Source organism: Ruegeria sp. BA2 (assembly GCF_056539605.1).
In genome coordinates this window covers 22,617-48,049 of the sequence record NZ_JBQFVE010000007.1, presented here as the reverse complement: position 1 = coordinate 48,049, position 25,433 = coordinate 22,617, and the positions used below count along the sequence as shown (strand labels likewise).

The 25,433-nt window shown below is 56.7% G+C and carries 26 protein-coding genes; 20 read left to right on the top strand and 6 right to left on the bottom strand.

Translation table 11 applies throughout. From position 1 onward, the window contains the following. Positions 1 to 5: 5 nt before the first annotated feature. Together ACR0NN_RS15555 and ACR0NN_RS15550 are read left to right on the top strand one after the other, a co-directional pair. Positions 6 to 473, top strand: a complete 468-nt coding sequence (locus ACR0NN_RS15555; protein ID WP_170725083.1) for an SRPBCC family protein — start codon at positions 6 to 8, stop codon at positions 471 to 473. A gap of 14 nt (positions 474 to 487) precedes the next feature. Next, entirely contained in the window at positions 488 to 973 is a 486-nt protein-coding gene (locus ACR0NN_RS15550) for a GNAT family N-acetyltransferase (protein WP_170725084.1), read from the top strand. 127 nt (positions 974 to 1,100) lie between these two features. Here the strand turns inward: ACR0NN_RS15550 and ACR0NN_RS15545 are convergent, their stop codons facing one another. After that, positions 1,101 to 1,934, bottom strand: a complete 834-nt coding sequence (locus ACR0NN_RS15545) for a prephenate dehydratase (RefSeq protein ID WP_170725085.1) — start codon at positions 1,932 to 1,934, stop codon at positions 1,101 to 1,103. A 121-nt stretch (positions 1,935 to 2,055) separates the two neighbouring features. On the opposite strand from ACR0NN_RS15545, the gene ACR0NN_RS15540 reads away from it, so the two are divergent. The 5 genes from ACR0NN_RS15540 to ACR0NN_RS15520 all read left to right on the top strand — a co-directional run bounded on the left by ACR0NN_RS15540 (position 2,056) and on the right by ACR0NN_RS15520 (position 8,458). Further along, positions 2,056 to 2,565, top strand: a complete 510-nt coding sequence (locus ACR0NN_RS15540) for a c-type cytochrome (protein WP_170687030.1) — start codon at positions 2,056 to 2,058, stop codon at positions 2,563 to 2,565. Positions 2,566 to 2,741: 176 nt separating this feature from the next. Further along, positions 2,742 to 4,685, top strand: a complete 1,944-nt coding sequence (locus ACR0NN_RS15535; protein WP_170725086.1) for an extracellular solute-binding protein — start codon at positions 2,742 to 2,744, stop codon at positions 4,683 to 4,685. 6 nt (positions 4,686 to 4,691) lie between these two features. Then, positions 4,692 to 5,777 carry a microcin C ABC transporter permease YejB gene (locus tag ACR0NN_RS15530; protein ID WP_170725087.1) on the top strand — a complete coding sequence of 362 codons (1,086 nt, stop codon included), beginning with the start codon at positions 4,692 to 4,694 and terminating at the stop codon, positions 5,775 to 5,777. Then, positions 5,778 to 6,884 carry an ABC transporter permease gene (locus ACR0NN_RS15525; RefSeq protein ID WP_170725088.1) on the top strand — a complete coding sequence of 369 codons (1,107 nt, stop codon included), beginning with the start codon at positions 5,778 to 5,780 and terminating at the stop codon, positions 6,882 to 6,884. It abuts the gene before it with no gap. After that, on the top strand, positions 6,881 to 8,458 hold the full coding sequence (locus ACR0NN_RS15520) for an ABC transporter ATP-binding protein (protein ID WP_170725089.1): 1,578 nt from the start codon (positions 6,881 to 6,883) through the stop codon (positions 8,456 to 8,458). Before ACR0NN_RS15525 ends, ACR0NN_RS15520 begins: the two co-directional genes overlap by 4 nt. 22 nt (positions 8,459 to 8,480) lie before the next feature. Here ACR0NN_RS15520 and ACR0NN_RS15515 read toward each other — a convergent pair whose 3' ends face one another. After that, positions 8,481 to 10,406 (bottom strand): elongation factor G, encoded by a 1,926-nt coding sequence (locus ACR0NN_RS15515; RefSeq protein WP_170725090.1) that lies wholly within the window; start codon positions 10,404 to 10,406, stop codon positions 8,481 to 8,483. 212 nt (positions 10,407 to 10,618) lie between these two features. Further along, positions 10,619 to 11,974 carry an oxygen-independent coproporphyrinogen III oxidase gene (gene hemN / locus ACR0NN_RS15510; protein ID WP_170725091.1) on the bottom strand — a complete coding sequence of 452 codons (1,356 nt, stop codon included), beginning with the start codon at positions 11,972 to 11,974 and terminating at the stop codon, positions 10,619 to 10,621. 62 nt (positions 11,975 to 12,036) lie between these two features. Between hemN and fnrL the strand changes: the two genes are divergently transcribed. Together fnrL and ACR0NN_RS15500 are read left to right on the top strand one after the other, a co-directional pair. Continuing rightward, on the top strand, positions 12,037 to 12,780 hold the full coding sequence (gene fnrL, locus ACR0NN_RS15505) for a transcriptional regulator FnrL (RefSeq protein WP_170725092.1): 744 nt from the start codon (positions 12,037 to 12,039) through the stop codon (positions 12,778 to 12,780). 45 nt (positions 12,781 to 12,825) lie between these two features. After that, positions 12,826 to 13,080, top strand: a complete 255-nt coding sequence (locus tag ACR0NN_RS15500; protein ID WP_170687038.1) for a GlsB/YeaQ/YmgE family stress response membrane protein — start codon at positions 12,826 to 12,828, stop codon at positions 13,078 to 13,080. Between the two features lie 37 nt (positions 13,081 to 13,117). Here ACR0NN_RS15500 and ACR0NN_RS15495 read toward each other — a convergent pair whose 3' ends face one another. Next, the gene (locus tag ACR0NN_RS15495) at positions 13,118 to 13,957 is read right to left on the bottom strand and encodes a universal stress protein (RefSeq protein ID WP_170725093.1); all 840 of its coding nucleotides are present in this window, start codon (positions 13,955 to 13,957) and stop codon (positions 13,118 to 13,120) included. 192 nt (positions 13,958 to 14,149) lie between these two features. Between ACR0NN_RS15495 and ccoN the strand changes: the two genes are divergently transcribed. The 4 genes from ccoN to ccoP are packed head-to-tail and all read left to right on the top strand — an operon-like array spanning position 14,150 to position 17,557. Continuing rightward, on the top strand, positions 14,150 to 15,757 hold the full coding sequence (ccoN, locus tag ACR0NN_RS15490; RefSeq protein WP_170687040.1) for a cytochrome-c oxidase, cbb3-type subunit I: 1,608 nt from the start codon (positions 14,150 to 14,152) through the stop codon (positions 15,755 to 15,757). A 14-nt stretch (positions 15,758 to 15,771) separates the two neighbouring features. Continuing rightward, a complete protein-coding gene (gene ccoO, locus ACR0NN_RS15485) occupies positions 15,772 to 16,500 on the top strand; it encodes a cytochrome-c oxidase, cbb3-type subunit II (protein WP_170725094.1) in 729 nt (242 codons plus the stop codon). Between the two features lie 11 nt (positions 16,501 to 16,511). Then, positions 16,512 to 16,697 carry a cbb3-type cytochrome c oxidase subunit 3 gene (locus ACR0NN_RS15480; protein WP_170687042.1) on the top strand — a complete coding sequence of 62 codons (186 nt, stop codon included), beginning with the start codon at positions 16,512 to 16,514 and terminating at the stop codon, positions 16,695 to 16,697. Then, entirely contained in the window at positions 16,694 to 17,557 is an 864-nt protein-coding gene (gene ccoP / locus ACR0NN_RS15475; protein ID WP_170725095.1) for a cytochrome-c oxidase, cbb3-type subunit III, read from the top strand. The genes ACR0NN_RS15480 and ccoP overlap by 4 nt, the downstream gene beginning before the upstream one ends. 148 nt (positions 17,558 to 17,705) lie before the next feature. On the opposite strand, the gene ACR0NN_RS15470 is transcribed toward ccoP, so the two are convergent. Continuing rightward, the gene (locus ACR0NN_RS15470) at positions 17,706 to 17,864 is read right to left on the bottom strand and encodes a hypothetical protein (RefSeq protein WP_170725096.1); all 159 of its coding nucleotides are present in this window, start codon (positions 17,862 to 17,864) and stop codon (positions 17,706 to 17,708) included. A 101-nt stretch (positions 17,865 to 17,965) separates the two neighbouring features. On the opposite strand from ACR0NN_RS15470, the gene ACR0NN_RS15465 reads away from it, so the two are divergent. The 7 genes from ACR0NN_RS15465 (at position 17,966) to nusG (ending at position 24,182) form a co-directional block, all read left to right on the top strand. Further along, a complete protein-coding gene (locus ACR0NN_RS15465) occupies positions 17,966 to 18,841 on the top strand; it encodes a LysR family transcriptional regulator (RefSeq protein ID WP_170725097.1) in 876 nt (291 codons plus the stop codon). Positions 18,842 to 18,943: 102 nt separating this feature from the next. Next, on the top strand, positions 18,944 to 20,371 hold the full coding sequence (gene ccoG, locus ACR0NN_RS15460) for a cytochrome c oxidase accessory protein CcoG (protein ID WP_170725098.1): 1,428 nt from the start codon (positions 18,944 to 18,946) through the stop codon (positions 20,369 to 20,371). Positions 20,372 to 20,373: 2 nt separating this feature from the next. Continuing rightward, a complete protein-coding gene (locus tag ACR0NN_RS15455) occupies positions 20,374 to 20,832 on the top strand; it encodes a FixH family protein (protein ID WP_170687047.1) in 459 nt (152 codons plus the stop codon). Positions 20,833 to 20,836: 4 nt separating this feature from the next. Continuing rightward, a complete protein-coding gene (locus tag ACR0NN_RS15450) occupies positions 20,837 to 23,014 on the top strand; it encodes a heavy metal translocating P-type ATPase (RefSeq protein WP_170725099.1) in 2,178 nt (725 codons plus the stop codon). A 5-nt stretch (positions 23,015 to 23,019) separates the two neighbouring features. Then, a complete protein-coding gene (gene ccoS, locus ACR0NN_RS15445) occupies positions 23,020 to 23,178 on the top strand; it encodes a cbb3-type cytochrome oxidase assembly protein CcoS (protein ID WP_170596844.1) in 159 nt (52 codons plus the stop codon). 80 nt (positions 23,179 to 23,258) lie between these two features. After that, positions 23,259 to 23,456, top strand: a complete 198-nt coding sequence (gene secE, locus ACR0NN_RS15440; RefSeq protein ID WP_170596845.1) for a preprotein translocase subunit SecE — start codon at positions 23,259 to 23,261, stop codon at positions 23,454 to 23,456. Between the two features lie 192 nt (positions 23,457 to 23,648). Further along, complete coding sequence (gene nusG, locus ACR0NN_RS15435; RefSeq protein ID WP_170533167.1) at positions 23,649 to 24,182, top strand: transcription termination/antitermination protein NusG; 534 nt, start codon at positions 23,649 to 23,651, stop codon at positions 24,180 to 24,182. A gap of 46 nt (positions 24,183 to 24,228) precedes the next feature. Here nusG and ACR0NN_RS15430 read toward each other — a convergent pair whose 3' ends face one another. Continuing rightward, positions 24,229 to 25,416, bottom strand: a complete 1,188-nt coding sequence (locus ACR0NN_RS15430) for an adenylate/guanylate cyclase domain-containing protein (RefSeq protein ID WP_170725100.1) — start codon at positions 25,414 to 25,416, stop codon at positions 24,229 to 24,231. Positions 25,417 to 25,433: the final 17 nt, after the last annotated feature.

Genomic DNA, 25,433 nt, shown 5'->3' with positions numbered 1-25,433 from the left:
CAGACATGCAGTTTTCAGCGCAGGAAGATATCGAAGTTCCAATCGACTCGGTTTTCGCGATGGTGTCAGATTTTGAGCGCTTTGAACGCATGGCTTTACGGCGCGGGGTCGATGTGCGGCGTGTGGTGGGCTCTGCTTTGCCGCAGGTTGGAAATACCTGGGAGACCGAGTTTAAAATTCGCGGGAAACCCCGCCAGATCGCAATCGAAATGACAGAATGTGACCGGCCTTCCCTGATGCGGTTTCAGTCAAGCAGCAAGGGAATGAACGGAGACACAGTGATCGAGCTTTTGGCCCTGTCGCAGCGCCGGACCCGCTTGCGCATTGAAACGTCAATGGGTGCTAAGACGCTGCCCGCACGGTTATTGCTTCAATCTTTGAAGTTGGGTCAATCCCGGTTTCGGCGTCAGTTTCAAACCCGTCTCAGCGAATTCGCACGGGATATGGAAGAGCGGCACCTGCACGGTGTCTGACGGCGATCTAGTAGATGAGCAGATTTGAGAAACCTAACATACGAAACGCTGTCGAATCAGATGCCGAAGGCATATCCGAGGTTCTAAGCACTCTTGCTGCTGCCGGAAAACGCTCCAAACCCAGCGATGCTGCATTTGCCCTAGCACACTACATCAGCAATCCCGAACGTATTCGATGCAGCGTTGCTGTTGCTCCGAACGGAGAGGTGTTGGGATTTCAATCCCTGAAACTTGCCACTGAAAACAATCCTTATGGTGTCACCGCCGGTTGGGGCATCATTGGAACGCATATCAAACCCACCGCGGCACGGCACGGGGTTGGTCGCGCGTTGTTTGACGCCTCTCTGCAGGCAGCTCGGCAAACGGAATTGCCGGCCATTGACGCGACGATCGGGGCTGAAAACGAAGAAGGTCTTCGCTACTACGAGGCCATGGGTTTCAGGGAATACCGACGGATGGACGGCGCGGTCTGCAAAGTTTTTCGCATTGGGAACAGTTAGATCTGCCTCTAGCCCGACGCGATCTGAAAAGGCCTTCTAAAGGTCGCGGATCATCTCACCACCGAAAAAGCACAGCGGTAAAGTCTTTCTGGGCCACTATCTTGAGGCAGCTAACCAATTGCACACTCTATCCTCGAGGCTGCGCAGCCGGATAAACCCCAAGAACTTCGACATTTGTGGTAAAGTGCTCAAGCTCGTCCATCGCCAGCTTTACGTTTCGATCATCCGGATGGCCTACGATGTCGGCATAAAACTGGGTCGCAGTGAACGAACCATCGACCATGTAACTTTCCAGCTTAGTCATGTTGATGCCGTTGGTGGCAAACCCACCCATCGCCTTGTACAAAGCCGCCGGAATGTTCCGCACCTGAAAAACAAAGCTGGTGATCATGCCGTGCTCGCCACGTCGCGTTTGGTCGGCATCGCGCGACATCACCAGAAAGCGCGTTGTGTTATCACCATGATCTTCAATGTGGCGGGCCAGTACATTCAGGCCATAGATTTCTCCCGCCAGTTCGCTCGCCAAAGCTGCAGAATGTTTGTCACCGATTTCGGCCACTTCGCGCGCCGCACGGGCGTTGTCTGGGCTTACGCGGCCCCGAATGCCGTGTTGTTTCAAAAAACCTGCGCATTGCGGCAAAAGGACAAGGTGAGAATGCGCCTCGGTGATGTCATCCAGCGTGGCACCAAGTACCCCCAGCAGGTTGATATGCACCCGCACAAAGGCCTCATCAATAATATGTAACCCGCTGTGTGGCAGCAAGCGATGAATATCTGCGACACGGCCATAGGTGGTGTTTTCCACCGGAAGCATTGCCAGATCAGCGTCGCCGGATCGCACCGATTCGATCACATCTTCGAAAGTGCGGCAGGGCAGGGCATCCATATCCGGGCGCGCATTGCGGCAGGCCTCGTGACTATAAGCGCCGGGTTCCCCCTGAAAGGCTATGCGATTGGTCATTTGGTCGTTTCCGTGCAACAAGTTCTTGAATTGGGCGTTTCGTCGCGGTGTCTATACCTTGCCTCTTCTTAGGGGAAGCCTTAGACACCCCCAAGACAGCTAAAGTGGACTCGCGATCAAAATGTTCGACACGATGACAGTTACCAAGGCCGCAGCCGGCCTGTTTGGCACCTTCCTTGTGCTGCTTCTGGCAAAATGGGGGGCGGATATCCTGTATAGCAGCGATAGCCACCATGCCGAGGCTTCTTACATTATCGAAACCGAAAGCTCGGGTGAAAGCGCTGACGGTGAAGAAGTGGTCTTTGAAGATATGCTGGCCGCAGCCGACCCTGAAAAAGGCGCACGCGTATTCCGCAAATGCACGGCTTGCCACAAGCTGGAAGATGGTGCGAACGGCACGGGCCCTTATCTATACGCTATTGTAGACCGCCCCGTTGCATCAGCTAAGGGATTCACAGGCTACTCACCGGCCATGCAAGCGCATGGCGGCAACTGGACACCGGAAGCATTGGATGCCTTCCTTGAACGCCCCAACGCCTATATTTCGGGCACATCGATGAGCTTTGCCGGTCTGAGAAAACCAGAAGAACGCGCCGATCTGATTGCGTATCTGCAGACCATCGGCAACTGATCAGTTGATCAGATTTGCAAGATTTAAAGCCGTTGCCTCGTGCAGCGGCTTTAATTTTTTGTCTGAGAAGAACTTCACAAAGCGTTCACGCATTCTAAACTTGCAACAGTAAGTGTTGGTCTTTTAGCAAGGCTTGCGCACATTAAGACGTCCGAAGGTCTCAAGGAGAGGTAGGCATGCCTAATACCCGCACCAAATCGTCGCTGACGAGTATGAAGCGAAGAACAGCTCTGCAGTTGTTAGGCGGAAGCGCGCTAGCCGCGGTGGCTCCACCCCTAAATGGTGCGATGGCAGCGGGCGACGCGAATGATAAAATCATCAAAGCGCACGGTTACTCGTTCTTTGGGGATCTCAAGTATCCACCCGACTTCAAACATTTTGCTTATGTGAATCCAAACGCACCGGTTGGCGGCGAGATATCGGTATCGTCGCGCGGAACCTTTGATGGAATGAATCGCTTTAACTGGCAGGGCAAAGCGGGGTTATACTCAGGCTTGATCGCGGAAAGTATGTTCGGCGATAGCCCCTTTGGCTCGGCTTCTCCGGCGGATTCAATCACCGAATCCTACGGTTTGCTTGCGGAATCCGTTGAATACCCAAGCACTAAGGAATGGTGCATTTTCTACATGCGCCCCGAGGCGCGGTTTGCGGATGGAACGCCTCTTACAGCTCATGATGCCGCCTTCACCCATGATCTGTTTCTCGAGCAGGGAATCCGAAGCTACGCCCGCGCCGTCAAGCAGCGCATCGAAGGCTATGAGATCATCGATGATCATACGATCAAGTACAATTTCGTTGATGGTATCTCGCGCAGGTCACTCATCTCGCAGGTCGGCGGGACGCCCGTATTCTCCAAAGCCTGGTATGAAAAGACCGGCGAACGCTTGGACAAGCAAAGCCTTGTTACCCCGATGGGGAGTGGCCCGTATGTCTTGGATGACTATGAGATAAACCGCTACATCGTCTACCGCCGCAACCCGGATTATTGGGGCTGGCATTTACCGATCAATGTTGGCCGCCACAATTTTGAAACGGTCCGGGTCGAGTATTTTGCCGATGATGCGGCCGAGTTCGAAGCGTTCAAGGCGGGGATTTACACGTTCCGTGCAGAAGGAAGCACCAAAAAATGGGCGACGGGTTATGATTTTCCCGCTGTTCAGAACGGGTATGTGAAGCGTGAGAGCATTCCCGTGATGACCCCGCCATCGCCTTCCGGTTTCATCTTCAACATGCAGCGCGCGCCCTTTGACGACATCAAGGTTCGCGAGGCATTGGGTCTGGCATTCAACTTTGAATGGACCTCTGAATCGCTGCAGTTTGACTTGACCGAGCAGCGACATTCCTTCTCTGAGAACTCAGAGGTGGCAGCCGATGGGCTACCCGATGAGATGGAAACAGCCTTTTTGCGGTCACTTGGAGATTTGGTGCCCGAAGAGGTTTTCACTCAGGAGGCGGTGCGCGCCCATACCTCTAACCCGAGCAGGACGGTTGACCGCAGAAACAAACGCACCGCGCTGAAATTGTTCGAAGAGGCCGGATGGACAGTTTCAAGCAACGGCAAGCTAGAAGATGCCGAGGGTAAACCGCTTGCAATCACGATCATGCTCAATGCGTCGTCGTCTGACACCGCAGAAGCCATTGTGACGACCTACGCCTCAAATCTGGAAAGCTTTGGGATCGCTGTGACAGTCGAAAAGATCGACAGTGCGCAATGGATTCAGCGCTATTATGACAAAGATTTCGACATGATCTTTTTCCGCAACCAGCCTTTCCTTGAGGCAGGGACCGGTCTCAAACAGGCCTATGGTGCAGAGACGGCGGTTGTGTCGTCCTACAACCCGCAATCTTTGCAGAGCCCGCTGGTCGATGCGATTATCGATGCGTCTTTGGAAACGAAATCACGCGAAGAAGAAGTCGCCGCGTTAAAGTCTCTAGACCGCGTGCTGCGGTATCTGCGTATCCAGGTTCCAACTGGTTATGTATCGGATACATGGGTCGCTTATTACGATATGTTCGAACACCCCGAAGAATTGCCCCCGCTGGCTGTCGGGCAGTTTGACTTCTGGTGGTTTAACGATGAGAAGTACCAGAAACTGAAAGCAGCGGGCGCGGTGAGGTAACAAACTTTGGGCGCATATATTCTTCGCCGGCTTTTGCTGGTGATCCCTACATTGCTTGGCATCATGGTGGTGAACTTCACCCTTGTTCAATTCGTGCCGGGTGGTCCTATCGAACAAATTCTCGCCCAGATGCAAGGCGAAGGCGACGTATTTGCCGGGTTTGCCGGAGGCGATGGCGCCCCAGCCGAAGAGACATTCGGATCGGATAGTGACTACATCGGTGCGCGCGGGCTTCCGAAAGAGTTCATTGAAGAGCTCGAAAAAGAGTTTGGCTTCGATAAGCCTCCCGTTGAGCGTTTTCTGACGATGATGGGCAACTACCTGACCCTCGATTTTGGCGAGAGCTATTTCCGTTCGATCAGCGTGATCGATCTGGTGCTGGAAAAGATGCCGGTGTCGATCTCACTGGGCTTGTGGTCGACTCTGATTGCTTATCTGGTGTCGATTCCGCTGGGTATCCGCAAGGCGATCAAGGACGGGTCGAGTTTCGATACATGGACCAGCGGTGCAATCATCGTGGCTTATGCAATCCCCGGCTTCCTGTTCGCGATTCTGCTGCTGGTACTCTTTGCCGGTGGCTCCTACTGGCAGATTTTCCCGCTGCGGGGGCTGACTTCGGACAACTGGGAAAGCCTCAGTCTGTTTGGCAAGATCACCGACTATTTCTGGCACATCACATTGCCGATCATTGCGCTGACCATCTCGGCCTTTGCGACGCTGACGTTGCTGACCAAGAACTCGTTTCTGGATGAGATCAAAAAGCAATACGTCATGACCGCCCGCGCCAAGGGGCTGAGCGAACGCAAAGTGCTTTATGGCCATGTCTTCCGCAACGCGATGCTGATCGTGATTGCGGGCTTCCCTGCCGTGTTCATCGGTGTGTTCTTTGGTGGCTCGATCATTATCGAGACCATCTTCTCGCTGGATGGTCTGGGCCGCTTGGGATTTGAAGCCGCCGTGGCGCGCGACTATCCAGTGATTTTTGGAACGCTTTTCATCTTTGGTCTGATGGGTCTGGTCGTCGGCATCATCAGTGACCTGATGTATGTGCTGGTCGACCCGCGCATCGATTTCGAAAAGCGGGAGGGGTAAATGGCGCTTTCCCCCCTTAACCAGCGCCGGTGGCGCAACTTTCGGCGTAATGGCCGGGCGTTCTGGTCGCTGATTATCTTCTCAGTGCTGTTCGGGCTGTCGCTGTTCGCCGAATTTATCGCAAATGACAAACCGATCCTCGTGAAATACCGGGGCGAGTTCTACACGCCCGTCTTCAACTTCTATGCCGAAACCGAATTCGGCGGTGATTTCCAGACCGAAGCGATCTATCGCGACCCCGAGGTTATGTGTTTGATCGACAGCGGTGGGCTGGATCAATGCTTTGACGACCCCGAAGGGATCATTGACGAGATCAAGGCCGGCACGTTTGAGGCCGAAGGCTTTGAACGCGGCTGGGCCATCTGGCCGCTGATCCCTTATTCCTTCAACACGAGCGTAGACCGTCCGGGCGCCGCACCTTTGCCGCCAAATAGCCAGAACCTGCTGGGCACGGATGACACCAAACGCGACGTGTTGGCGCGTGTGATCTATGGCTTCCGCTTGTCGATCCTGTTTACGTTGATCGTTACTGGCGCTGCCAGCCTGATCGGCATTTTCGCCGGGGCTATTCAGGGCTTTTTCGGCGGCTGGCTCGATCTGATCTTCCAACGGATTATTGAGATCTGGTCGTCCACTCCATCGCTCTATGTGATTATCATCATGTTCGCCATTCTCGGGCGAAGTTTCTGGCTGCTTGTCGCTTTGATGATTTTGTTTGGTTGGACCGGCTTGGTTGGCGTTGTGCGCGCCGAATTCCTGCGGGCGCGCAATCTGGAATATGTCCGTGCCGCCCGCGCGTTGGGCGTGGGTAACATGACGATCATGTTCCGCCACATGTTGCCTAATGCGATGGTCGCCACATTGACCTTTATGCCGTTCATCGTAACCGGAACCATTGGCGGGCTGGCCTCGCTGGACTTCCTTGGCTTCGGCCTGCCATCCTCGGCTCCGTCTCTGGGGGAACTGACTTTGCAGGCAAAGCAAAACCTGCAGGCCCCGTGGCTAGCCTTCACCGCCTTTTTCACCTTTGCCATCATGCTGTCTCTACTGGTCTTCATTTTTGAAGGCGTGCGCGATGCGTTTGATCCCAGAAAGACCTTCTCATGAGCCTGCTGGATGTGAACAACCTCAAGGTCTCGTTCCGGCAGGACGGGCAGGTGAGCGCGGCGGTCAAAGGTGTGTCCTTTACGGTCGACCGGGGCGAAACCGTAGCGTTGGTGGGCGAGTCTGGCTCGGGTAAATCCGTAACCGCACTCAGCACCGTGTCGCTTCTGGGTGACAGTGCAATTGTCGAAGGCTCGGTCACCTATGACGGGCAAGAGATGATCGGCGCGCCCGAAGACAAGCTGATGGATGTGCGCGGCAATGACATCAGTTTTATCTTTCAAGAACCGATGACCTCGCTCAACCCGCTGCATACAATCCAGAAACAGATGGCGGAGTCTCTGGCGCTGCATCAGGGCGTTACGGGCGATGCGGCGCGCACGCGGATTGTGGAACTTTTGAACAAGGTCGGCATCCGCGACCCCGAAGAGCGGTTGGACAGTTATCCGCATCAATTGTCCGGAGGACAGCGTCAGCGCGTGATGATCGCGATGGCCTTGGCCAACAAGCCAGACATTCTGATCGCGGATGAACCGACGACCGCGCTGGACGTGACCATTCAGGCGCAGATTCTGGAGCTGCTGGCTGAATTGCAGAAGTCTGAGAATATGGGAATGCTGTTCATCACCCATGATCTGGGCATCGTGCGCCGCATCGCCGATCGGGTTTGCGTGATGAAAGATGGCGAGATTGTCGAGACCGGTGTGACAACCGAGATTTTTGACAATCCGCAGCACCCCTATACGCGCAAGCTTTTGGCGGCTGAGCCGTCGGGGCACCCCGACCCGGTGGCATCCGATGCAGAAGAGGTGGCGCGCACCGATCACCTGAAGGTCTGGTTCCCGATCCAGCGCGGATTTCTAAAGCGGACCGTGGGCTATGTTAAGGCTGTCAATGACGCCACGCTTAGTGTCCGGGCCGGTGAAACACTTGGGATCGTAGGCGAAAGCGGCTCGGGCAAGACGACGCTTGCGTTGGCGATTATGCGTCTGATCGCATCCGAGGGCGGGATCACTTTCCGCGATCAAGATGTGCGTCGCTGGTCCACCCGAGAACTCAGGCGGCTGCGCAAGGACATGCAGATCGTGTTTCAGGACCCATTTGGCAGCCTTAGCCCTCGGATGACCTGTATGCAGATCATTGCCGAGGGTCTGGCCATCCACAAGGTCGACCCCCATCGTGCCCCGCGCGAATTGGTGGCCGAAGTGATGGTAGAAGTCGGGTTGGATCCCGCGGCCATGGATCGGTATCCGCATGAGTTCTCAGGCGGTCAGCGCCAACGGATCGCCATCGCGCGGGCCATGGTGTTGCGGCCTAAGCTGCTGGTGCTGGACGAACCGACCAGCGCGCTGGACATGACGGTGCAGGTGCAGATCGTGGACCTGCTGCGCGACCTGCAACGGAAATACGGGCTAGCCTATCTGTTCATCAGCCACGACCTGAAGGTCGTGCGCGCGATGTCCCATAACGTCATCGTCATGCGCAACGGGGACGTGATCGAGATGGGCGCGGCTGAGGACCTGTTCGAACACGCGCAGACCGACTATACCCGCGAACTGATTGCGGCCGCGGGCTGAGGGTCAGCCCGCAGCTGCGGCCTCAGGCCATTTCTTTGTTCTTGGCTGAAGCGGGCACTGGGCCGCGCAACTCTTCATAGTGATCGAATTGCAGTTTGACCCATCCGGTGCCGCGTGTTGCGCTGGCAAGTGTCCGATGCAGTTCATCCTCGGCGACGGCCGGAAGTTGGGCGTTGAAGATTTCCCATCCCGATGCATTTGGGTTGCCCTCAAAGCCCAGAACCTGCCCTTGTAGCGAACTGATCGTGGGGACGAGGTCGCCGACAAAGGTCGACGGTAGGTGGATTTCGGCATTCAGGATCGGTTGCAGGACGACCGGTTTCGCTTCGGGTAGCGCTTCGCGCACCGCGTTTTTGCCAGCGGTTCGGAAGGCATAATCGGAACTATCGACATTGTGGTGCTTCCCGTCGCTTAGCGTCACCTTGACGTCAACAACAGGGAACCCCTCGGGGCCTTCGACCAGCGCGTCTTTGGCCCCATGCTCGACAGAAGGGATGTAATTCCGAGGCACGGCACCGCCTTTGACGATTTCTTCGAATTGGAACCCGGATCCGCGCGGCAGAGGCGCGATCGAGATCACCACATCAGCAAATTGACCTGCACCACCGGATTGCTTGCGGTGACGATGGCGGTGTTCGACCTTTGAACGGATGGTTTCGCGATAGGCGGTTCCGGCAGCCTCGGCTTCAATCTCAATTCCGAAATCTTCGGCCAGTTTGGCGGACACACGACGCATGTGCTGAGGGCCTTGCGAACCCAGGATCGAATGGCCACTCAGATCGTCCTGTTCCAGATGCAGGCCGGGGTCGATTTCTACCAACCGGGTCAGAGCGTTCGATAGGCGCACGTCGTCACGCTCGTGCGCTGGGGAAACGACCTGACGATGCGCGGCAGGGTGTGATGAGGCCCATTCCGGCAGCGGTGTGGCCGACGCACTGTCATAGATGAAACCGGGATTGAGGTGATCGGATTTGACGGCCAAGCCAATCTGTCCGGCCTCCAGCGCTCCGATCTGAGTCTTGGCATCTAAACCGGTCAGATTTCCAACTGTCTCTCCGCCCAATGGTTCGTGCGCTTTGACCCCGTCGCCCAAGCCGCGCAGCACGGTGATCTTGCCGATATGCTTTTTCACATCTGCAAAGCCCGCAATGGCGCGCGCGTTTTCTTCGGCCTCGTCACGGTCTGCCGCAATGTTGAATTCAGGTGCTTCATGTCGCAACGCTTTCATCAACCGGGTCAGGCCGTTGCCATGGCTCGCCGCGCCCAGGCAGGCCGGGATAAGCTGATGGTTCTGCAGAACCTGCGCGGCCAGTTCATAGACCTCTTCGCTGGGTGGCTGTTTGTCTTCGATCAGCTGCTCTAGCAGCTTGTCATCGAAATCCGAGAGCGTCTCCAACAACTCGGTGCGCGCTTCTTGCTCGCGATCCTCAACCGACTGCGGCAGTTCGATCAGAGCCGAGGGTTGGCCTTCCTGATATTTCCACGCGCGTTCCGAAATTAGATCGACCGCGCCGATGATGGTGTCACCGTCACGGATCGGAACTTGCCGCAGAGCGATGTGATGGGTGCAGTAAGTTTGTAACGCTGCAACGATGTCGCGGATGCGGCCATTCGGGCTGTCCATGCGGTTGATGAAGAGGAAACAAGGAATACCCGCCTCTTCGACCAACCTTAGATATGGGGCACACAGGACGGCAGCATCCGGATCAGGTGGCACGACAACAACCGCTGCATCCGAGATCGCCATGGCGGGGCCGACATAGGCCAGGGCATCACCGCCCCCATCCACGTCCACCGCGCACCAGGGTTCGTCTAAGTAAGAAAAACCGTGCATGTGCACGGTTCCGGCAATATCGAATGTGGTTGGCCGCCCGTCGAGGCGGCTAATGGCCTCGACCAGGGTAGATTTGCCCGATTGGCTGGGGCCGAGGACGGTGAAAACGCGCATGGATGCTGTCCCTCTTTCAGTTGCAACATGGCTGCACGAAAAGGGCTGTCGAACGCATGCGCGTCGGCAAGAACTGTCTGCGTTTGCCTGCCTCAGGCTGCGAAGAGGCGGGCCTCTCCACCCCTTGAGTGTGGAGAAAACCGAAGGCATGCGTCAAGCCCCCGTGCCGGTTTGGCAGGGCAGGTCGCGGAAATCGACCGACCCAAGAGAATTCAGATCGCAGAGCTGTGCCCGGCTTTGCTCAGGTCATAGGCGTCAAAGCTGCGTGCGATCATGCGGGTCAATGCGCGCGCTTCAGGTGGTATGAACAGGCCATTTTCATCGACGCGCAGCAATCCGTCGAACGCCGCGTTCGCCGTTGCGTACATCTGTTGAAGCTCAGCTGCAGAGATGTCGTGGTCGCGCAGGATTTCGTTCGAATTGATTTGGAAATCGCACATCAGTGCCTCAATCAAACGAGATCGAAGAACGTCCTGCCCCTTGAAGAGATGCCCTCGCGAGGTCGAGAATCGCCCTTCGCGAATAGCCTTGGTGTGGGCCGACGTCGCCGGGGCATTCTGCGCATAGCCCTGAGGAAAGCGCGAAATAGAGCTTGCGCCCAGTCCAATCAGGATCGGAGCCTGATCGTCCGTATAACCCTGAAAGTTGCGCTTCAACCGGCCCGCACGCAGCGCGTGGGTTAGCCCGTCGTCTTGGGTCGCAAAGTGGTCGATGCCGATCTCGGCGTAGTTGTCCCACAAAAACAGCCGCCGCGCCGTTTCGAACAGGGCCAGCCTCTGTTCGGGCGTGGGTAGGGCATCTGATGGGATTAACTGCTGCCGCTTGGCCATCCAGGGCACATGGGCATATCCGTACAGGGCAACGCGATCAGGGTTCAGCGATAGCAACTTCTGCACGCTTTCGGTCATACGCGCTTTGGTCTGATGGGGCAGGCCGTACAGAATATCGGCATTTAGGCTTGAGATGCCGCGCGCGCGGATCATCTCAGCGACTTCTCTGGTGGTGTCATAGCTTTGAATGCGACCGATGGTTTTTTGAATTTCATCGTCGAAATCCTGAACACCGATTGAGGCTCGGTTCATCCCGGCCTCGGCCAGCGCATCTAGCCGCGCTTCGTCGATCTCATTGGGGTCAATCTCAACCGAAAACTCGGCATTTGGCCCTAACGGTACAATTTCAAGGATTCGTCTGGCCAGATCTCGCATCAGCTCTGCATTCAGCAGAGTAGGCGTGCCGCCACCCCAATGAAGCCGCGACAAAGTAACACCCTCAGGCAGGCGTGCCGCTAGTAAGTCCAACTCGGCCTTCAAAACGTCGACGTAGGCGATAACCGGGTTGTCCGTCTGGGTGCCTTGGGTTCGACATGCGCAGAACCAGCATAGCCTGCGACAGAACGGAACATGGATATAAAGTGAGATGGAACTGCCCGGAGCAATGCCGGATATCCAGTCGCCAAACAGATCGGCCCCGACGTCATTGCTGAAGTGAGGGGCGGTTGGATAGCTTGTGTAACGCGGTACCTTCGCGTCAAAAAGCCCGAGCCGTGCCAATTGTGGTTTCAGTGTCATAACGATATGACTATGATCAGACGTCTCAGGTTACTTTGACCGAAATCAAATTGGGAACGCGAATGACAATCAGGGTCCAATTCGATCACACCAACTGCGCTGAATGCCCCATCCGGCATCGCGCTGTGTGCGCGCATTGTGAAAAGGACGAGCTGGAAGAGCTTGAGAGCATCAAGTACTATCGCAGCTTCGAGGCCGGGCAGACGATCATCTGGTCTGGCGATCCGATGAATTTTGTCGGTTCGGTCGTATCGGGAATCGCGTCTTTGACCCAGACGATGGAAGACGGGCGTACCCAGATGGTGGGCCTGTTGCTGCCCAGCGATTTTGTGGGCCGACCCGGGAGAGAAAACGCACCCTACGACGTGGTGGCGACCACTGATCTGGTGATGTGTTGTTTCCGCAAGAAGCCTTTTGAAGAGATGATGGTGACGACGCCGCATATCGCACAGCGCTTGTTGGAAATGACGCTGGATGAGCTGGATGCAGCCCGTGAATGGATGTTGGTGCTTGGGCGCAAGACGGCGCGGGAAAAGATTGCAAGCCTGTTGTCGATCATCGCACGCAGGGATGCGTCGATCCACCAATCCGGTACGGCAGGGCCGATCGTCTTTGATCTTCCGCTCACGCGTGAAGCAATGGCCGACTATCTTGGCTTGACGTTGGAAACAGTCAGCCGACAAATCTCTGCCCTTAAGAAAGATCAAGTCATTACGCTGGAAGGCAAACGTCACGTAACAATCCCCGATATGGGGCGCCTCATGGAAGAGGCGGGTGATGATACGGATGGCGGATTTCTGGTTTGACGCCTGATTTCTGCGGCGTCGACCTCTAACTATCAGGAGTTCACAATGGGGTTCAGCGGTGTACTTGCCATGTTGTTCATCGGCGCAATCGCGGGATGGCTTTCAGGAAAGATCATGGAAGGCCGAGGGTTTGGCCTGATCGGAAACATCATTGTTGGAATCGTTGGTGCGTTTCTTGCGGGCACGATCTTCCCGGCATTGGGTTTTGCCATAGGCGGAGGGCTGATTTCCTCGATTTTCTTTGCGACGATTGGCGCGGTGATTTTGCTGTTCCTGATCGGCTTGATCCGCAAAGCCTAGAAAAAAAGCCGCCTGCTGAGGCGGCTTTTTGTTTATGTCAGTGGGCCAGAAAAACCGGCACCTCTGATTGCTCCAGCATGTTTCGTGTCGCACCGCCCAAAATCGCTTCGCGAAAACGCGAGTGACCGTAGGCACCCATCACGATCATATCGGCTTCGGTGTCGGCTGCATGCCGGTTCAAAATATCTGATACACGGGTCATGGTCTTGCTCAGCACGTCGATTTCGCATTTCACACCATGCCGTGCCAGCATCTGAGACAACAGCCCGCCCGGGTCTGAGCGATCTGGCCCATGACGGGGCGGGTCTATCACCACAATCCGCGTGAGCTCGGCCTGCTTCAGAAATGGTAGCGCACGGCGGATTGCGCGCATTGCTTCGACACTTTCGTTCCAGCCAACCATGACTGTATTGGGGGCAGACATGGGTTTATTCTCATCTGGCACCAGCAATACTGGGGCGTGGCCTTCAAACATGGCGGCTTCGACAATTGGCTCGGCCTCGGCGTCACGATCCTTGCCATAAGGTCTAGGCAATATCACAAGATCTGAAAACCGTGCGCGACGCGCGACATGCCGCCCTATGTCGGCGATCTGGGCCACACCGTTCTCGGCCGACCAGCGCACACCGGACTTGCCCAGATAGTCCTTAGCGTAGGTGAGAATTTCATCAGCCTCGGCATTGGCGCGGCTCAGTGTTTCTTGCAGAATCAATGCATTGGCACCGGCGTAGTAGTAACCGGTCTGGCTGCGATCAACACCAAGGCACAAGGCTTCGGCATGTGCATCCTGACCCTCTGCCAATGCAACCATCTGTTCGAGTGCGCTCTGCGCCAAGTTGGTTTCCGTCATTACGGTGAGTAGGGATTTATATGCCATATCGCCCTCATGTTTCTGGCCTGCATCGCGCTCAACGCACACCTCAGTCTTCAAAAAATCTGTCACAGAAAACACAGGTCTGTCTTGATGCAGATCAAAGCAGTAGAATTGGCATCGCTGCATTACGACAAGCAGTCAAAAGGGTTTCGCGTGGCATGAAGAATCGCGCGGGGCATGGCAAAGGGACGCAATATGTCAAATTACATCAAGCTGATCGTGCTTGGGCTGGTTGTGATATTCGCAGCCATCGGGTCCAACTATGCACGGGATTTGGCGTATCAGGTGCACGCAATACTGGTGATGATCATCGCCGCCGGATTGTTCATCTGGACGCTAAGAAACACCGAAGAGCCAGATATACTCGTAGATCGCTCGGCGGAATACATGGATGACGTGATCCGCTATGGCGTGATTGCGACCGCCTTTTGGGGCGTGGTCGGGTTCCTTGCGGGAACCTTTATTGCGTTCCAGTTGGCCTTTCCTTCGCTGAATTTCGAGTGGGCGCAGGGCTATTTGAATTTCGGGCGTCTTCGGCCGTTGCACACATCGGCTGTTATCTTTGCCTTTGGCGGCAACGCCCTGATTGCAACCTCATTCTATGTCGTGCAACGCACCAGCGCCGCGCGTCTGTGGGGAGGTAATCTGGCCTGGTTCGTGTTCTGGGGCTACCAGCTGTTCATCGTATTGGCCGCCACCGGTTATGTGCTGGGCGGGACCCAATCGAAAGAATACGCTGAGCCCGAGTGGTATGTCGACCTATGGCTGACCGTTGTGTGGGTGGCCTATCTGGCCGTTTACCTCGGTACGATTATCAAACGGAAAGAGCCTCATATCTATGTGGCCAACTGGTTTTATCTGGCCTTCATCGTGACCGTCGCCATGCTGCACCTGGTCAACAACATGACCATCCCGGTCAGCATCTGGGGCTCGAAATCGGTCATCGTCTGGTCGGGCGTCCAAGATGCCATGATCCAGTGGTGGTATGGCCACAACGCTGTGGGCTTCTTCCTGACTGCGGGCTTCCTGGGCATGATGTACTATTTCATCCCGAAACAGGCCGAACGTCCGGTGTTTAGCTATAAGCTGTCGATTATCCACTTCTGGGCGTTGATCTTCCTGTATATCTGGGCCGGTCCGCACCACCTGCACTATACCGCGCTGCCTGACTGGGCTTCGACGCTGGGTATGGTGTTCTCGGTTGTACTGTGGATGCCGTCCTGGGGTGGTATGATCAACGGTCTGATGACCCTGTCAGGCGCTTGGGACAAGCTGCGCACCGATCCGATCATCCGCATGATGGTTATCTCGGTCGGCTTCTACGGCATGTCCACATTCGAAGGTCCGATGATGTCGATCCGCGCTGTGAACTCGCTCAGCCACTATACCGACTGGACCATTGGCCACGTGCACTCGGGCGCATTGGGCTGGAACGGTATGATCACCTTTGGTGCGCTATACTTCCTGGTCCCCGTCCTGTGGAAGCGTGAGCGTCTATACTCGCTGCAAATGGTCAGCTGGCACTTCTGGCTCGCGACCATCGGCATCGTGCTCTACGCCGCGTCGATGTGGGTCACCGGCATCATGGAGGGCCTGATGTGGCGCGAAGTGGATGCCAACGGCTTCCTGGTGAACTCGTTCGCTGACACCGTCGCCGCCAAGTTCCCGATGTACGTCGTACGAGGTCTGGGTGGGGTTCTGTTCCTCGCTGGCTCGGTGATCATGTGCTACAACCTGTGGATGACTGTGCGGAAAGCACCGGCCAAAGAGGCCAGCCTGACCGTTGCGGTCCCGGCTGAATAAGGAGGGCCGGAGCAATGGCAATTCTCGACAAACACAAGATCCTCGAGACCAACGCGACCCTCCTGCTGATCTTCAGCTTTTTGGTCGTAACCATCGGTGGCATCGTTCAGATCACCCCGCTGTTCTACCTTGAGAACACCATCGAAAAGGTGGAAGGGATGAGGCCGTACACCCCCCTTGAGATGGCAGGGCGCGAGATCTATCTGCGCGAAGGCTGCTATGTCTGCCACAGCCAGATGATCCGCCCGATGCGGGACGAGGTCGAACGCTATGGCCATTACTCGCTGGCGGCAGAGTCCATGTATGACCACCCGTTCCAGTGGGGATCGAAACGTACCGGGCCTGATTTGGCGCGCGTCGGTGGCCGCTATTCGGACCAGTGGCACGTGGATCACATGCGCGATCCGCAATCGGTTGTGCCGGAATCGGTGATGCCGAAATATGGCTTCCTCGAAAACCGTAAGATCGATGGTGAGTATATCGGCGATATCATGGCTGCGAATGCTCTGGTTGGCACGCCGTACACCGATGAGATGCTGGAGAACGCTGCCGTGGACTTCCGCGCGCAGGCCGATCCGGATAGCGACTATGACGGTCTGCTGGAACGCTATGGCGAGAAGGTCAATGTGCGGAACTTCGATGGTCAGCCCGAACTGACCGAAGCCGACGCAATGATCGCCTATCTGCAGATGCTGGGCACGCTGGTCGACTTTTCGACCTTCACGCCTGATGCAAGCCGCTAAGGAGGGACAAGATGGAAGAATACACTCTCCTCAGACAGTTTGCGGATAGCTGGATGCTACTGCTGTTGTTCACCTTCTTTGTCGGCATCGTCATCTGGGTTTTCCGACCCGGTGCCAGCAAGGAATACAAGGACACAGCCAACATCCCGTTCCGTCATGAAGACAAACCCGCCACATCCAAGGAGGCGCGGCAATGAGCAAGACACCTGACAAACAGCCGGGCGATCCAAACACCACGGGTCACAGCTGGGACGGTATCGAAGAGTTCGATAATCCGATGCCGCGCTGGTGGCTGTGGACCTTCTATGCCACGATCTTCTGGGGCGTGATCTATACGATCATGTATCCAGCATGGCCGCTGGTTCAATCGGCAACCGCTGGTGTGCTGGGCTGGTCCTCGCGCGAGCTGGTGCAGCAGGAAATGGTTGCGTTTGAAGAGGCGAATGCGCCGTGGAATGCCAAGCTGGTGGAAACTCCGCTGGAACAGATTTCAGCAGATGCCGAGCTGCAGCAATATGCTGTGAATTCGGGTGGTGCGGTGTTCCGGACCTGGTGCGCGCAATGCCACGGTTCAGGTGCGCAAGGTGCACCGGGTTTCCCGAACCTGCTCGACGACGCATGGCTGTGGGGCGGTACACTTGAGGATATCGAGTATTCGGTCGCCTATGGCATCCGCAACGAGGAAAGCGACGATGCGCGCTATTCCGAGATGCCAGCCTTTGGCGACATCCTTGAGCAGGACGAGATCACTCAGGTGGTTCAATACGTCATGTCTTTGACCAATGCGCAGACCGACGATGCGGCCGCGCAAGCGGGCAAGGTTGTGTTCGAAGATAACTGTGCCGTGTGCCATGGCGATAAAGGTCAGGGTGATGTCACACAAGGCGCGCCTAACCTGACTGATGCGATCTGGCTTTATGGCGGCAGCGAAGAAGCATTGACCGAGACAGTCACCAACAGCCGCTTTGGTGTTATGCCCCCGTGGGAGAACCGCCTGACCGATGCGCAAATCCGCGCCGTCACGGCTTATGTTCACCAGTTGGGTGGCGGTCAATAGCGGTCAAAGAACACCTCCGGGCGGTCTCCCGCCCGAAGGCTGAGGCACCGGCTGTTCCATCTGTTCGCGCGTTTCCAGAACAGCCGGTGCCGATTTTTAACAATAGGGCCACGTTTGGTGGCGGTCCAGATACGGCCATCAAGCTGTATCAAAGATTGTTCAGATCCACGTCGCGGGGGCTTTCTCTCCACCAATGACTCTCAGGTAACCAGCGGCGCTTGCGATGCTTAGGCTTTCTCGCATCGTAGACATGTGGCTCATTGATGCGAGTTGCGGTCATGAAGGATTTGGCAAATATGGTCAGCATGGGTGTGCTCCTGTGCAGCGTTGCTTCTACTGATAAAGATTGACCTTTGACGCGCTGAATGCGACTCAATTACCATTCAATTGTGTAAGTTGGGGTTACATATGGATTGGCTTTCCCTGCCTCCTATGGCGTCGCTCAGGGCCTTTGCTGCTTTCGCCGAAAAGCGGAATGTTGTCGAAGCCGGAGCAGCCCTGAATGTCAGTCACGCTGCGATCAGTCAGCAACTGCGTTTGCTTGAGAACCATCTGGGTGCAGCCCTGTTGGATCGTTCAGGCAAAGCGCTGACATTGACCGCTGAAGGAGAGCATCTGGCGCGCGCATTGCTGCTTGGGTTTGGCGCGATCGAAGTCGCTGTCAGCGATTTGGCCAAGTCCGGCCGGGATCGCCCGGTGCACGTATCGCTGACATCATCCTTTGCGGCCTCGTGGCTGATGCCACGCCTTCCCACGTTTCGCGCGACGCATCCCCAGATAAATCTGATCCTTGATCCGACCTTTGAGGTTGTCGAGCTGCGTCCCGGCGGCGTGGACCTCGCCATTCGATACGGCGCGGGTGGGTGGCCCGGTGTGCAGTCCGAGATGCTGTTGCAAACGCCAATGGTGATCGTCGCCTCTCCGGCACTGCTGGGCGATAAGACGGATTGGTCGCCGTCCGAGCTGGCTCAACTGCCTTGGCTAGAAGAAATTGGCACGACCGAGGCCACCACATGGTTGACCGAACGTGGGGTTGGACCGGAACGCGGTGCCGGGAGCACCCAACTGCCGGGCAATCTGATGCTGGATGGTTTGCGGTCGGGGCAAGGGGTCACTGTCACCGTGCGACAATTCGTCGAAGCGGACATCGCGGCTGGCCGCATTGTCGAGCTTTTTGTCGAACCCGATACGCGCGGATACCATATTGTGACGGGAAATTCGGCACTTAGACCTGCCGCGAAGACGTTTATCAAATGGCTTAAGCAACAGGCGCGCGAAATCTGATAAAAGGTGTCTGTGTGATGCGCGTTTTGACCCATGTCAAAGTTCCTATGCGTGTGATCTGGAAAAAGACACACTCAGAAGAGCCAGTACCGGAGCCAGCCTGTGAGCGATTCCAACCCGACCCCCAGCCTCTATGCCGCCAGAGAACCGATTTTTCCTAGAAGGGTTTCCGGCCCATTCCGGAATCTGAAGTGGATCATCATGGCGGTAACGTTGGGCATCTACTACGTGACGCCTTGGATCAGATGGGATCGGGGCCCAAGCCTGCCGGATCAGGCGGTGCTGCTGGATCTGGCGAACCGGCGTTTTTACTTCTTTTGGATCGAGATATGGCCGCACGAGTTCTATTTCGTTGCCGGGCTGCTGATCATGGCCGGGCTCGGTCTGTTCCTGTTCACCTCGGCGTTGGGCCGGGTTTGGTGCGGATATGCCTGCCCGCAGACCGTATGGACCGACCTATATATCCTTGTTGAGCGCTGGATCGAAGGCGACCGCAACGCGCGTCTGCGCCTGCATCATCAGAAGAAGCTGGATTTTCGCAAGATACGTCTGCGACTGACCAAATGGGTGGTCTGGTTCTTTATCGGGCTGGCAACCGGCGGTGCCTGGGTGTTCTATTTTGCGGATGCCCCGACGCTGGCGCGCGATCTGGTTACCGGCAACGCCCATCCCGTGGCCTACACCACAATGCTGATCCTGACTGCGACAACCTTCTTTTTCGGCGGTTTCGCGCGCGAGCAGATATGTATCTATGCCTGTCCCTGGCCGCGCATTCAGGCCGCGATGATGGACGAAGATACTCTGGTCGTGGGCTATCGCGAATGGCGGGGTGAGCCGCGCGGAAAGGGTAAACGCACAGCGGATAGCGAGTTGGGGGATTGCATCGATTGTATGGCCTGCGTGAATGTGTGCCCGGTTGGCATCGACATCCGTGACGGTCAGCAACTGGAATGCATCACCTGCGCGCTATGCATTGATGCCTGTGATGACATGATGGCCAAGATCGGCAAACCTCGTGGTTTGATCGACTATATGGCGCTGAGTGATGAAACGCGTGAGCGTGAAGGTCAGCCACCCAAAAGTGTTTGGAAACACATCCTGCGCCCGCGCACGATCCTATATACTGCGCTTTGGTCGCTGGTCGGTTTTGCGCTTCTGTTTGCCTTGTTCATTCGTTCGGATATCGACCTGACCGTTGCTCCGGTCCGCAACCCGACATTTGTGACGCTTTCCGATGGCACCATCCGGAACACTTACGACGTGCGCCTGCGCAACAAGCATGGCGAAGAGCGGCCCTTCAAGCTGACGCTCACAGGTGACCCGTCGCTTCAGGTCGAAATCGAGGGCGTCGAAGGCGACACTGTTAATGTCACCGCAGATACGGCACAATTAACGCGGGTGTACATCACTGCTGCGAAAGACACCGGGCCTGCTGCTGTGGACAGCACATCCGTCCGCATCTGGGTCGAAGATCTGGAAAGCGGTGAGCGGGCCTATAAGGACACCACGTTCAACGGACGAGGAAACTGAGAATGGCAGAGCGTCAATTCACAGGCAAACATGCGCTTGCGGTATTCGTTGCGGCCTTTGGTGTGATCATCACGGTGAACCTTGTTCTGGCCTATAACGCCGTTAAGACCTTCCCGGGGTTGGAGGTAAAAAACTCCTATGTCGCCAGTCAGGAATTCAACGAGCGTTTGAAGGAACAGCAGGCGTTGGGCTGGGAAATCGCGGCAGAACTAACCGGAGGGCTGCTGGTGTTGCGCATCACCGATCAGACCGGCTCACCTGTTGAAGTGGCCGAGTTACAGGCGATTGTCGGACGTGCCACCCATGTGAAAGAAGACTTTTCGCCTGACTTCACCTTTGACGGTATCGCCTATGCTGCCCCGGCTGCGCTGGGTAAGGGCAATTGGAACATCCGGCTGGTGGCTAAGGCCAAGGATGGTGCAGAATTTGCGCAGCGTGTGCCGCTGTATGTGAAGGGCTGATGCCATGACCGCGCAAGCGACCTCGGCCAGAGCGGCTTGTCCCGGATGCATCGCCGCCCCGACCGAACCGGCCCGGCCAATTCCCGAGGATGTGCAGATCGCGCTATCCCTACCAGGAATTCACTGTTCCGCCTGTATCGCCACGGTCGAGCGTGAGTTGAACGCCCATCCTGGTGTTGAGGATGCTCGGGTCAACCTGACGCTCAAGCGCGCGATGATCAAAGCAGCGCCTGAGACGCGTGCCGCTGATTTGATCCTGGTGTTGGAAAGCGCTGGCTTTGAAGCGCATGAGCTGGACCCGGGTTCGTTGTCGGCCACGCAAACGGATAAGGCCGGGCGCGATCTGTTGATGCGGTTGGCCGTTGCAGGGTTTGCGTCAATGAATGTGATGCTGCTGTCGGTGTCGGTCTGGTCCGGGGCCACTGATGCAACGCGGGACATGTTCCACTGGATCTCTGCGGCCATTGCGCTGCCTGCGATTGCATTCTCGGCCCAGCCTTTCTTCACCAATGCCTGGAGCGCCCTGCGCGTGCGCCGCCTGAACATGGATGTGCCGATTGTTCTGGCGATCCTGCTGGCGCTGATCACATCGCTTTGGGAAACCGCCCTTAGCGGTGAACACGCCTATTTTGATGCTGCGCTGACGCTGACATTCTTTCTCTTGGCGGGCCGCTACCTTGATTATCGCACACGCGCCGCTGCTCGATCTGCCGCCGAAGAACTGACCGCGCTGGAAGTTCCCCGGGCTATTCGACTTGTTAACGGCATCGAGGAAGAAGTGGCAGTCGCAAGCCTGAGCGTCGGCGATCTGGTCTTGGTGCGCCCCGGTGGGCGCATGCCTGTGGACGGTGAAATTGTCTCGGGCCAGTCCGAGCTGGACCGCTCGCTGCTAACCGGTGAAACGCTCCCTGTCTTTGCCGAGGTTGGGCTGGGCGTCAGTGCCGGTGAGGTCAACCTGACCGGCCCGTTGACCATCCGCGCCACGGCAGTGGGTGAGGATACCTCGCTGCACCGTATGGCGGATCTGGTGGCGATCGCTGAATCGGGCCGGTCGCGCTATACCTCGCTTGCAGACAAAGCAGCCAAGCTCTACGCGCCGGGGGTTCATATCTTGTCGGCGCTCAGCTTTCTTGGCTGGTATATCTATTCCGGCGATATACGAACGGCATTGAACATTGCTGCGGCTGTGCTGATCATCACTTGCCCCTGCGCGTTGGGTTTGGCTGTTCCGGCTGTGACCACAGCAGCCTCGGGCCGGTTGTTCCGCAGCGGGATGCTGATCAAACACGCGACCGCGCTGGAGCGGCTGGCCGAAGTGGATACGGTGGTGTTCGACAAAACAGGCACGCTCACATCCGGTGCGCCTGAATTGACCAATCTTGGCGATCATGCACGCGCTGATCTAGCCATTGCATTAACTTTAGCCGAGGCCTCGTCGCACCCACTGTCGGTTGCGCTTGCAAAGGCGGTGCGCGAGGCTGGGATCAAGCCCGCCACCCTCAGTGATATTGCCGAAGTGCCGGGATACGGCACTGAGGGGTATTATCGTGATCAGCGCGTCCGTTTGGGCCGCGCTGCGTGGGTCGGCGGCGAGGATGGCGACCAGACTGCAGCCTGGCTTGCGATAGGATCGCGACCAGCTGAGCGCTTTACCTTTACGGACAGCCTGCGTGCCGGTGCCTCCGAAGCCGTTGCGGCGTTCCGTGATGCGGGCAAAGACGTGATCCTGATATCCGGTGATACGCAAGGTGCGGTTCAGGCCTTGGCGGCTAAGCTGGGCATTGAAAGCTGGGTTGCACAAGCCTTGCCGCAAGAAAAAGCTGTCAAGGTGCAGGAACTGAGCGATCAAGGTCGAAAGGTCTTGATGGTTGGCGACGGTCTGAACGACACAGCGGCCTTGGCGGCGGCGCATGTATCGATTTCTCCGGCCAGCGCCTTGGATGCCGCGCGTGTGGCATCAGATATCGTGCTGCTGGGCAATGACCTGTCCCCGATCGCTGAGGCCTGCGATACAGCTGTCAAGGCGACACGCCGGATTCGCGAGAATTTCCGCATCGCCACCGTCTATAACATCATCGCGGTCCCACTTGCTGTGGCCGGGTTGGCGACCCCGCTGATCGCGGCCTTGGCGATGTCGACCTCCTCGATTACGGTATCCCTGAACGCCTTGCGGCTGAGGTAACTCTGATGGAAGTGCTTGCCTATCTGATCCCGATTTCCCTGCTTTTGGGCGGGGTTGGCCTGGTTGCGTTTGTCTACACGGTTCGCTCAAACCAGTATGAGGATCCCGAAGGCGATGCGCGCCGTATCCTCAGCGACGAATGGGATGACAAGCCCAAGCCCTGACAGGGGCGTCAACAGCCCTTGAAATTGCCGCAATGCCCGGCTATGTCCGGCCCATCCGCTAGCAGAGAGATTGAAGCCTCATGGCCACCATAAATCCGATCCAGTTCATTCAGCAGGTCCGCGCCGAAGTCGCAAAGGTTGTCTGGCCGACCCGCCGTGAGGTTCTGTTGACCACGGTCATGGTGTTTATCATGGCGGCACTGACAGCTGTCTTCTTTGCGCTGGTCGATCTGGGCATTCGCGGGGGTCTGCAACTGGTGCTTGGCGCATTCAGCTAGTCCGGTTTGGGCCAGCGGAAACGCGACTGCCCCCTTGCACAGCACGGCGTGTCAGAGTAGGTGACATGACTATTCGGAATAGGCGTGCGGCGAATCGGGCTGCGCGCCGCTTTTTATTCCGGGTGACGCAATTGGATTTCAACGAAGGGCGCGATGCGTCGCGGCCCAAAGGTAAACAAGGACGACAGGTTCATGGCGAAACGGTGGTACTCGGTCAGCGTTCTTTCGAATTTCGAAAAGAAGATCGCAGAGCAGATCCGCACGTCGGTGGCTGAGCAGGGCCTTGAAGACGATATCGACGAAGTTCTGGTGCCCACCGAAGAGGTGATCGAAGTGCGCCGGGGCAAGAAGGTTACAACCGAGCGTCGCTTCATGCCCGGCTACGTGCTGGTGCATATGGAGATGTCGGATCAGGGTTATCACCTGATCAACTCGATCAACCGTGTTACCGGCTTTCTGGGCCCTCAGGGGCGCCCGATGCCGATGCGCGATGCCGAGGTGAACCAGATCCTCAACCGTGTTCAGGAAGGTGAAGAAGCGCCCAAGCTGATGATCACCTTCGAGGTTGGCGAGAAGGTCAAGGTCAACGACGGCCCGTTCGAGGATTTCGACGGAATGGTCGAAGGTGTGGACGACGAGGCCCAGAAGCTGAAAGTTTCGGTTTCGATCTTCGGCCGCGAGACCCCGGTCGAGTTGGACTTTACGCAAGTCACCAAACAGAGCTAAACGGTTTCCATCGAACGATCTGATTGGGTGCCTATGGGCACCCTTTTTACGTTGGGGGGGTGCTCAGCTGCCAAACGGTTTGATCTTCGCCAAACCCCTTGAGCGACACAGTTCCGACCGGTTCGCAGAGTTTTGGCAAAAACGCCGCTGCGGTTTCGGACAGGACATGGTCGCAATCCAACTCCGTAGCTGCCGATACCAGTCTGGCCGTTAAGTTCACGTCCGGACCTATGGCGGTGAAATCCAACCGGTCTCCGCCGCCTATATTGCCATAGTGGAAGCGACCGTGATGGATCGCAGTCCGTACGCCCAGCTTGTGCTGGAAATCGGCTTCCGCTAGCGATGCCAATCCCTCGCTCACTGCCGCGATGGCGGCTTTGATTTGTTCCTGTGGCGGACGGTCTTTACTGGTAGGGAAGATGGCTAAAAAGCCGTCGCCCATGAATTTCAGGATCTCTCCGCCTTGGTCCATGACCGAAGGGGCAAGGCAATCAAGCGTATCATTCAAAAGTCTGACCAGCGTGTCTCCGGAAACCGAGTTCGAGAGGCGGGTAAATCCCTTTAGGTCTGCAAACAGGATGACGGCCTCGATCTTGCTGCCGTCGCCGCGATGAACCTTGCCGTCGAGTATTTGCGCGCCGCTGTTGCGGCCAACATAGGTTGACAGAAGGTATGTCGCATCAAGTCGCAACATGTAGGTCTCGGTCAGGCGCGCCAGCGGTCCGCGAACCCGGTTCAGGATTTCCAGATCGCGATCCGAAAATCCGCCGGCCGTGGCACATGACCAAGTACAGACATGGGTATCGCCGTTGATATAGATCAGTGGCTGCGCCAGATAGTCGGTGAACCCCTGCTCGCGCAACTCGCCCACGATGATATAGTCCTCGGGGCAGTTTGGGTCTTCCAGATGACGGCGGATGGATTGCTGACGCTCAATAACATGGGGCAGGGGATTATCGGTGTAGATTGCTGTAGAAAACAGTTGTGACGGCGCATCGAACCGATCAACACCTGCGCCTGCTTTCCAAATGAAACGCCGGCCCGTTAGGTTGGGGTGCAAGGTCCAGATGAACAATCCAAACCGATCAATGGCCACACCTGCGTCCAGCAGGCGGGTACATATACCCTCGATGATGTCGACCGCATTTGCCGCCGGGCGAGCGCCGTCAACCATCCACTCGATCAGAGCATCGACCTTATCTTGTTCCGAGAACGGTTCCGATGGGGTCGGCATATTAGCACCCTCGCAGT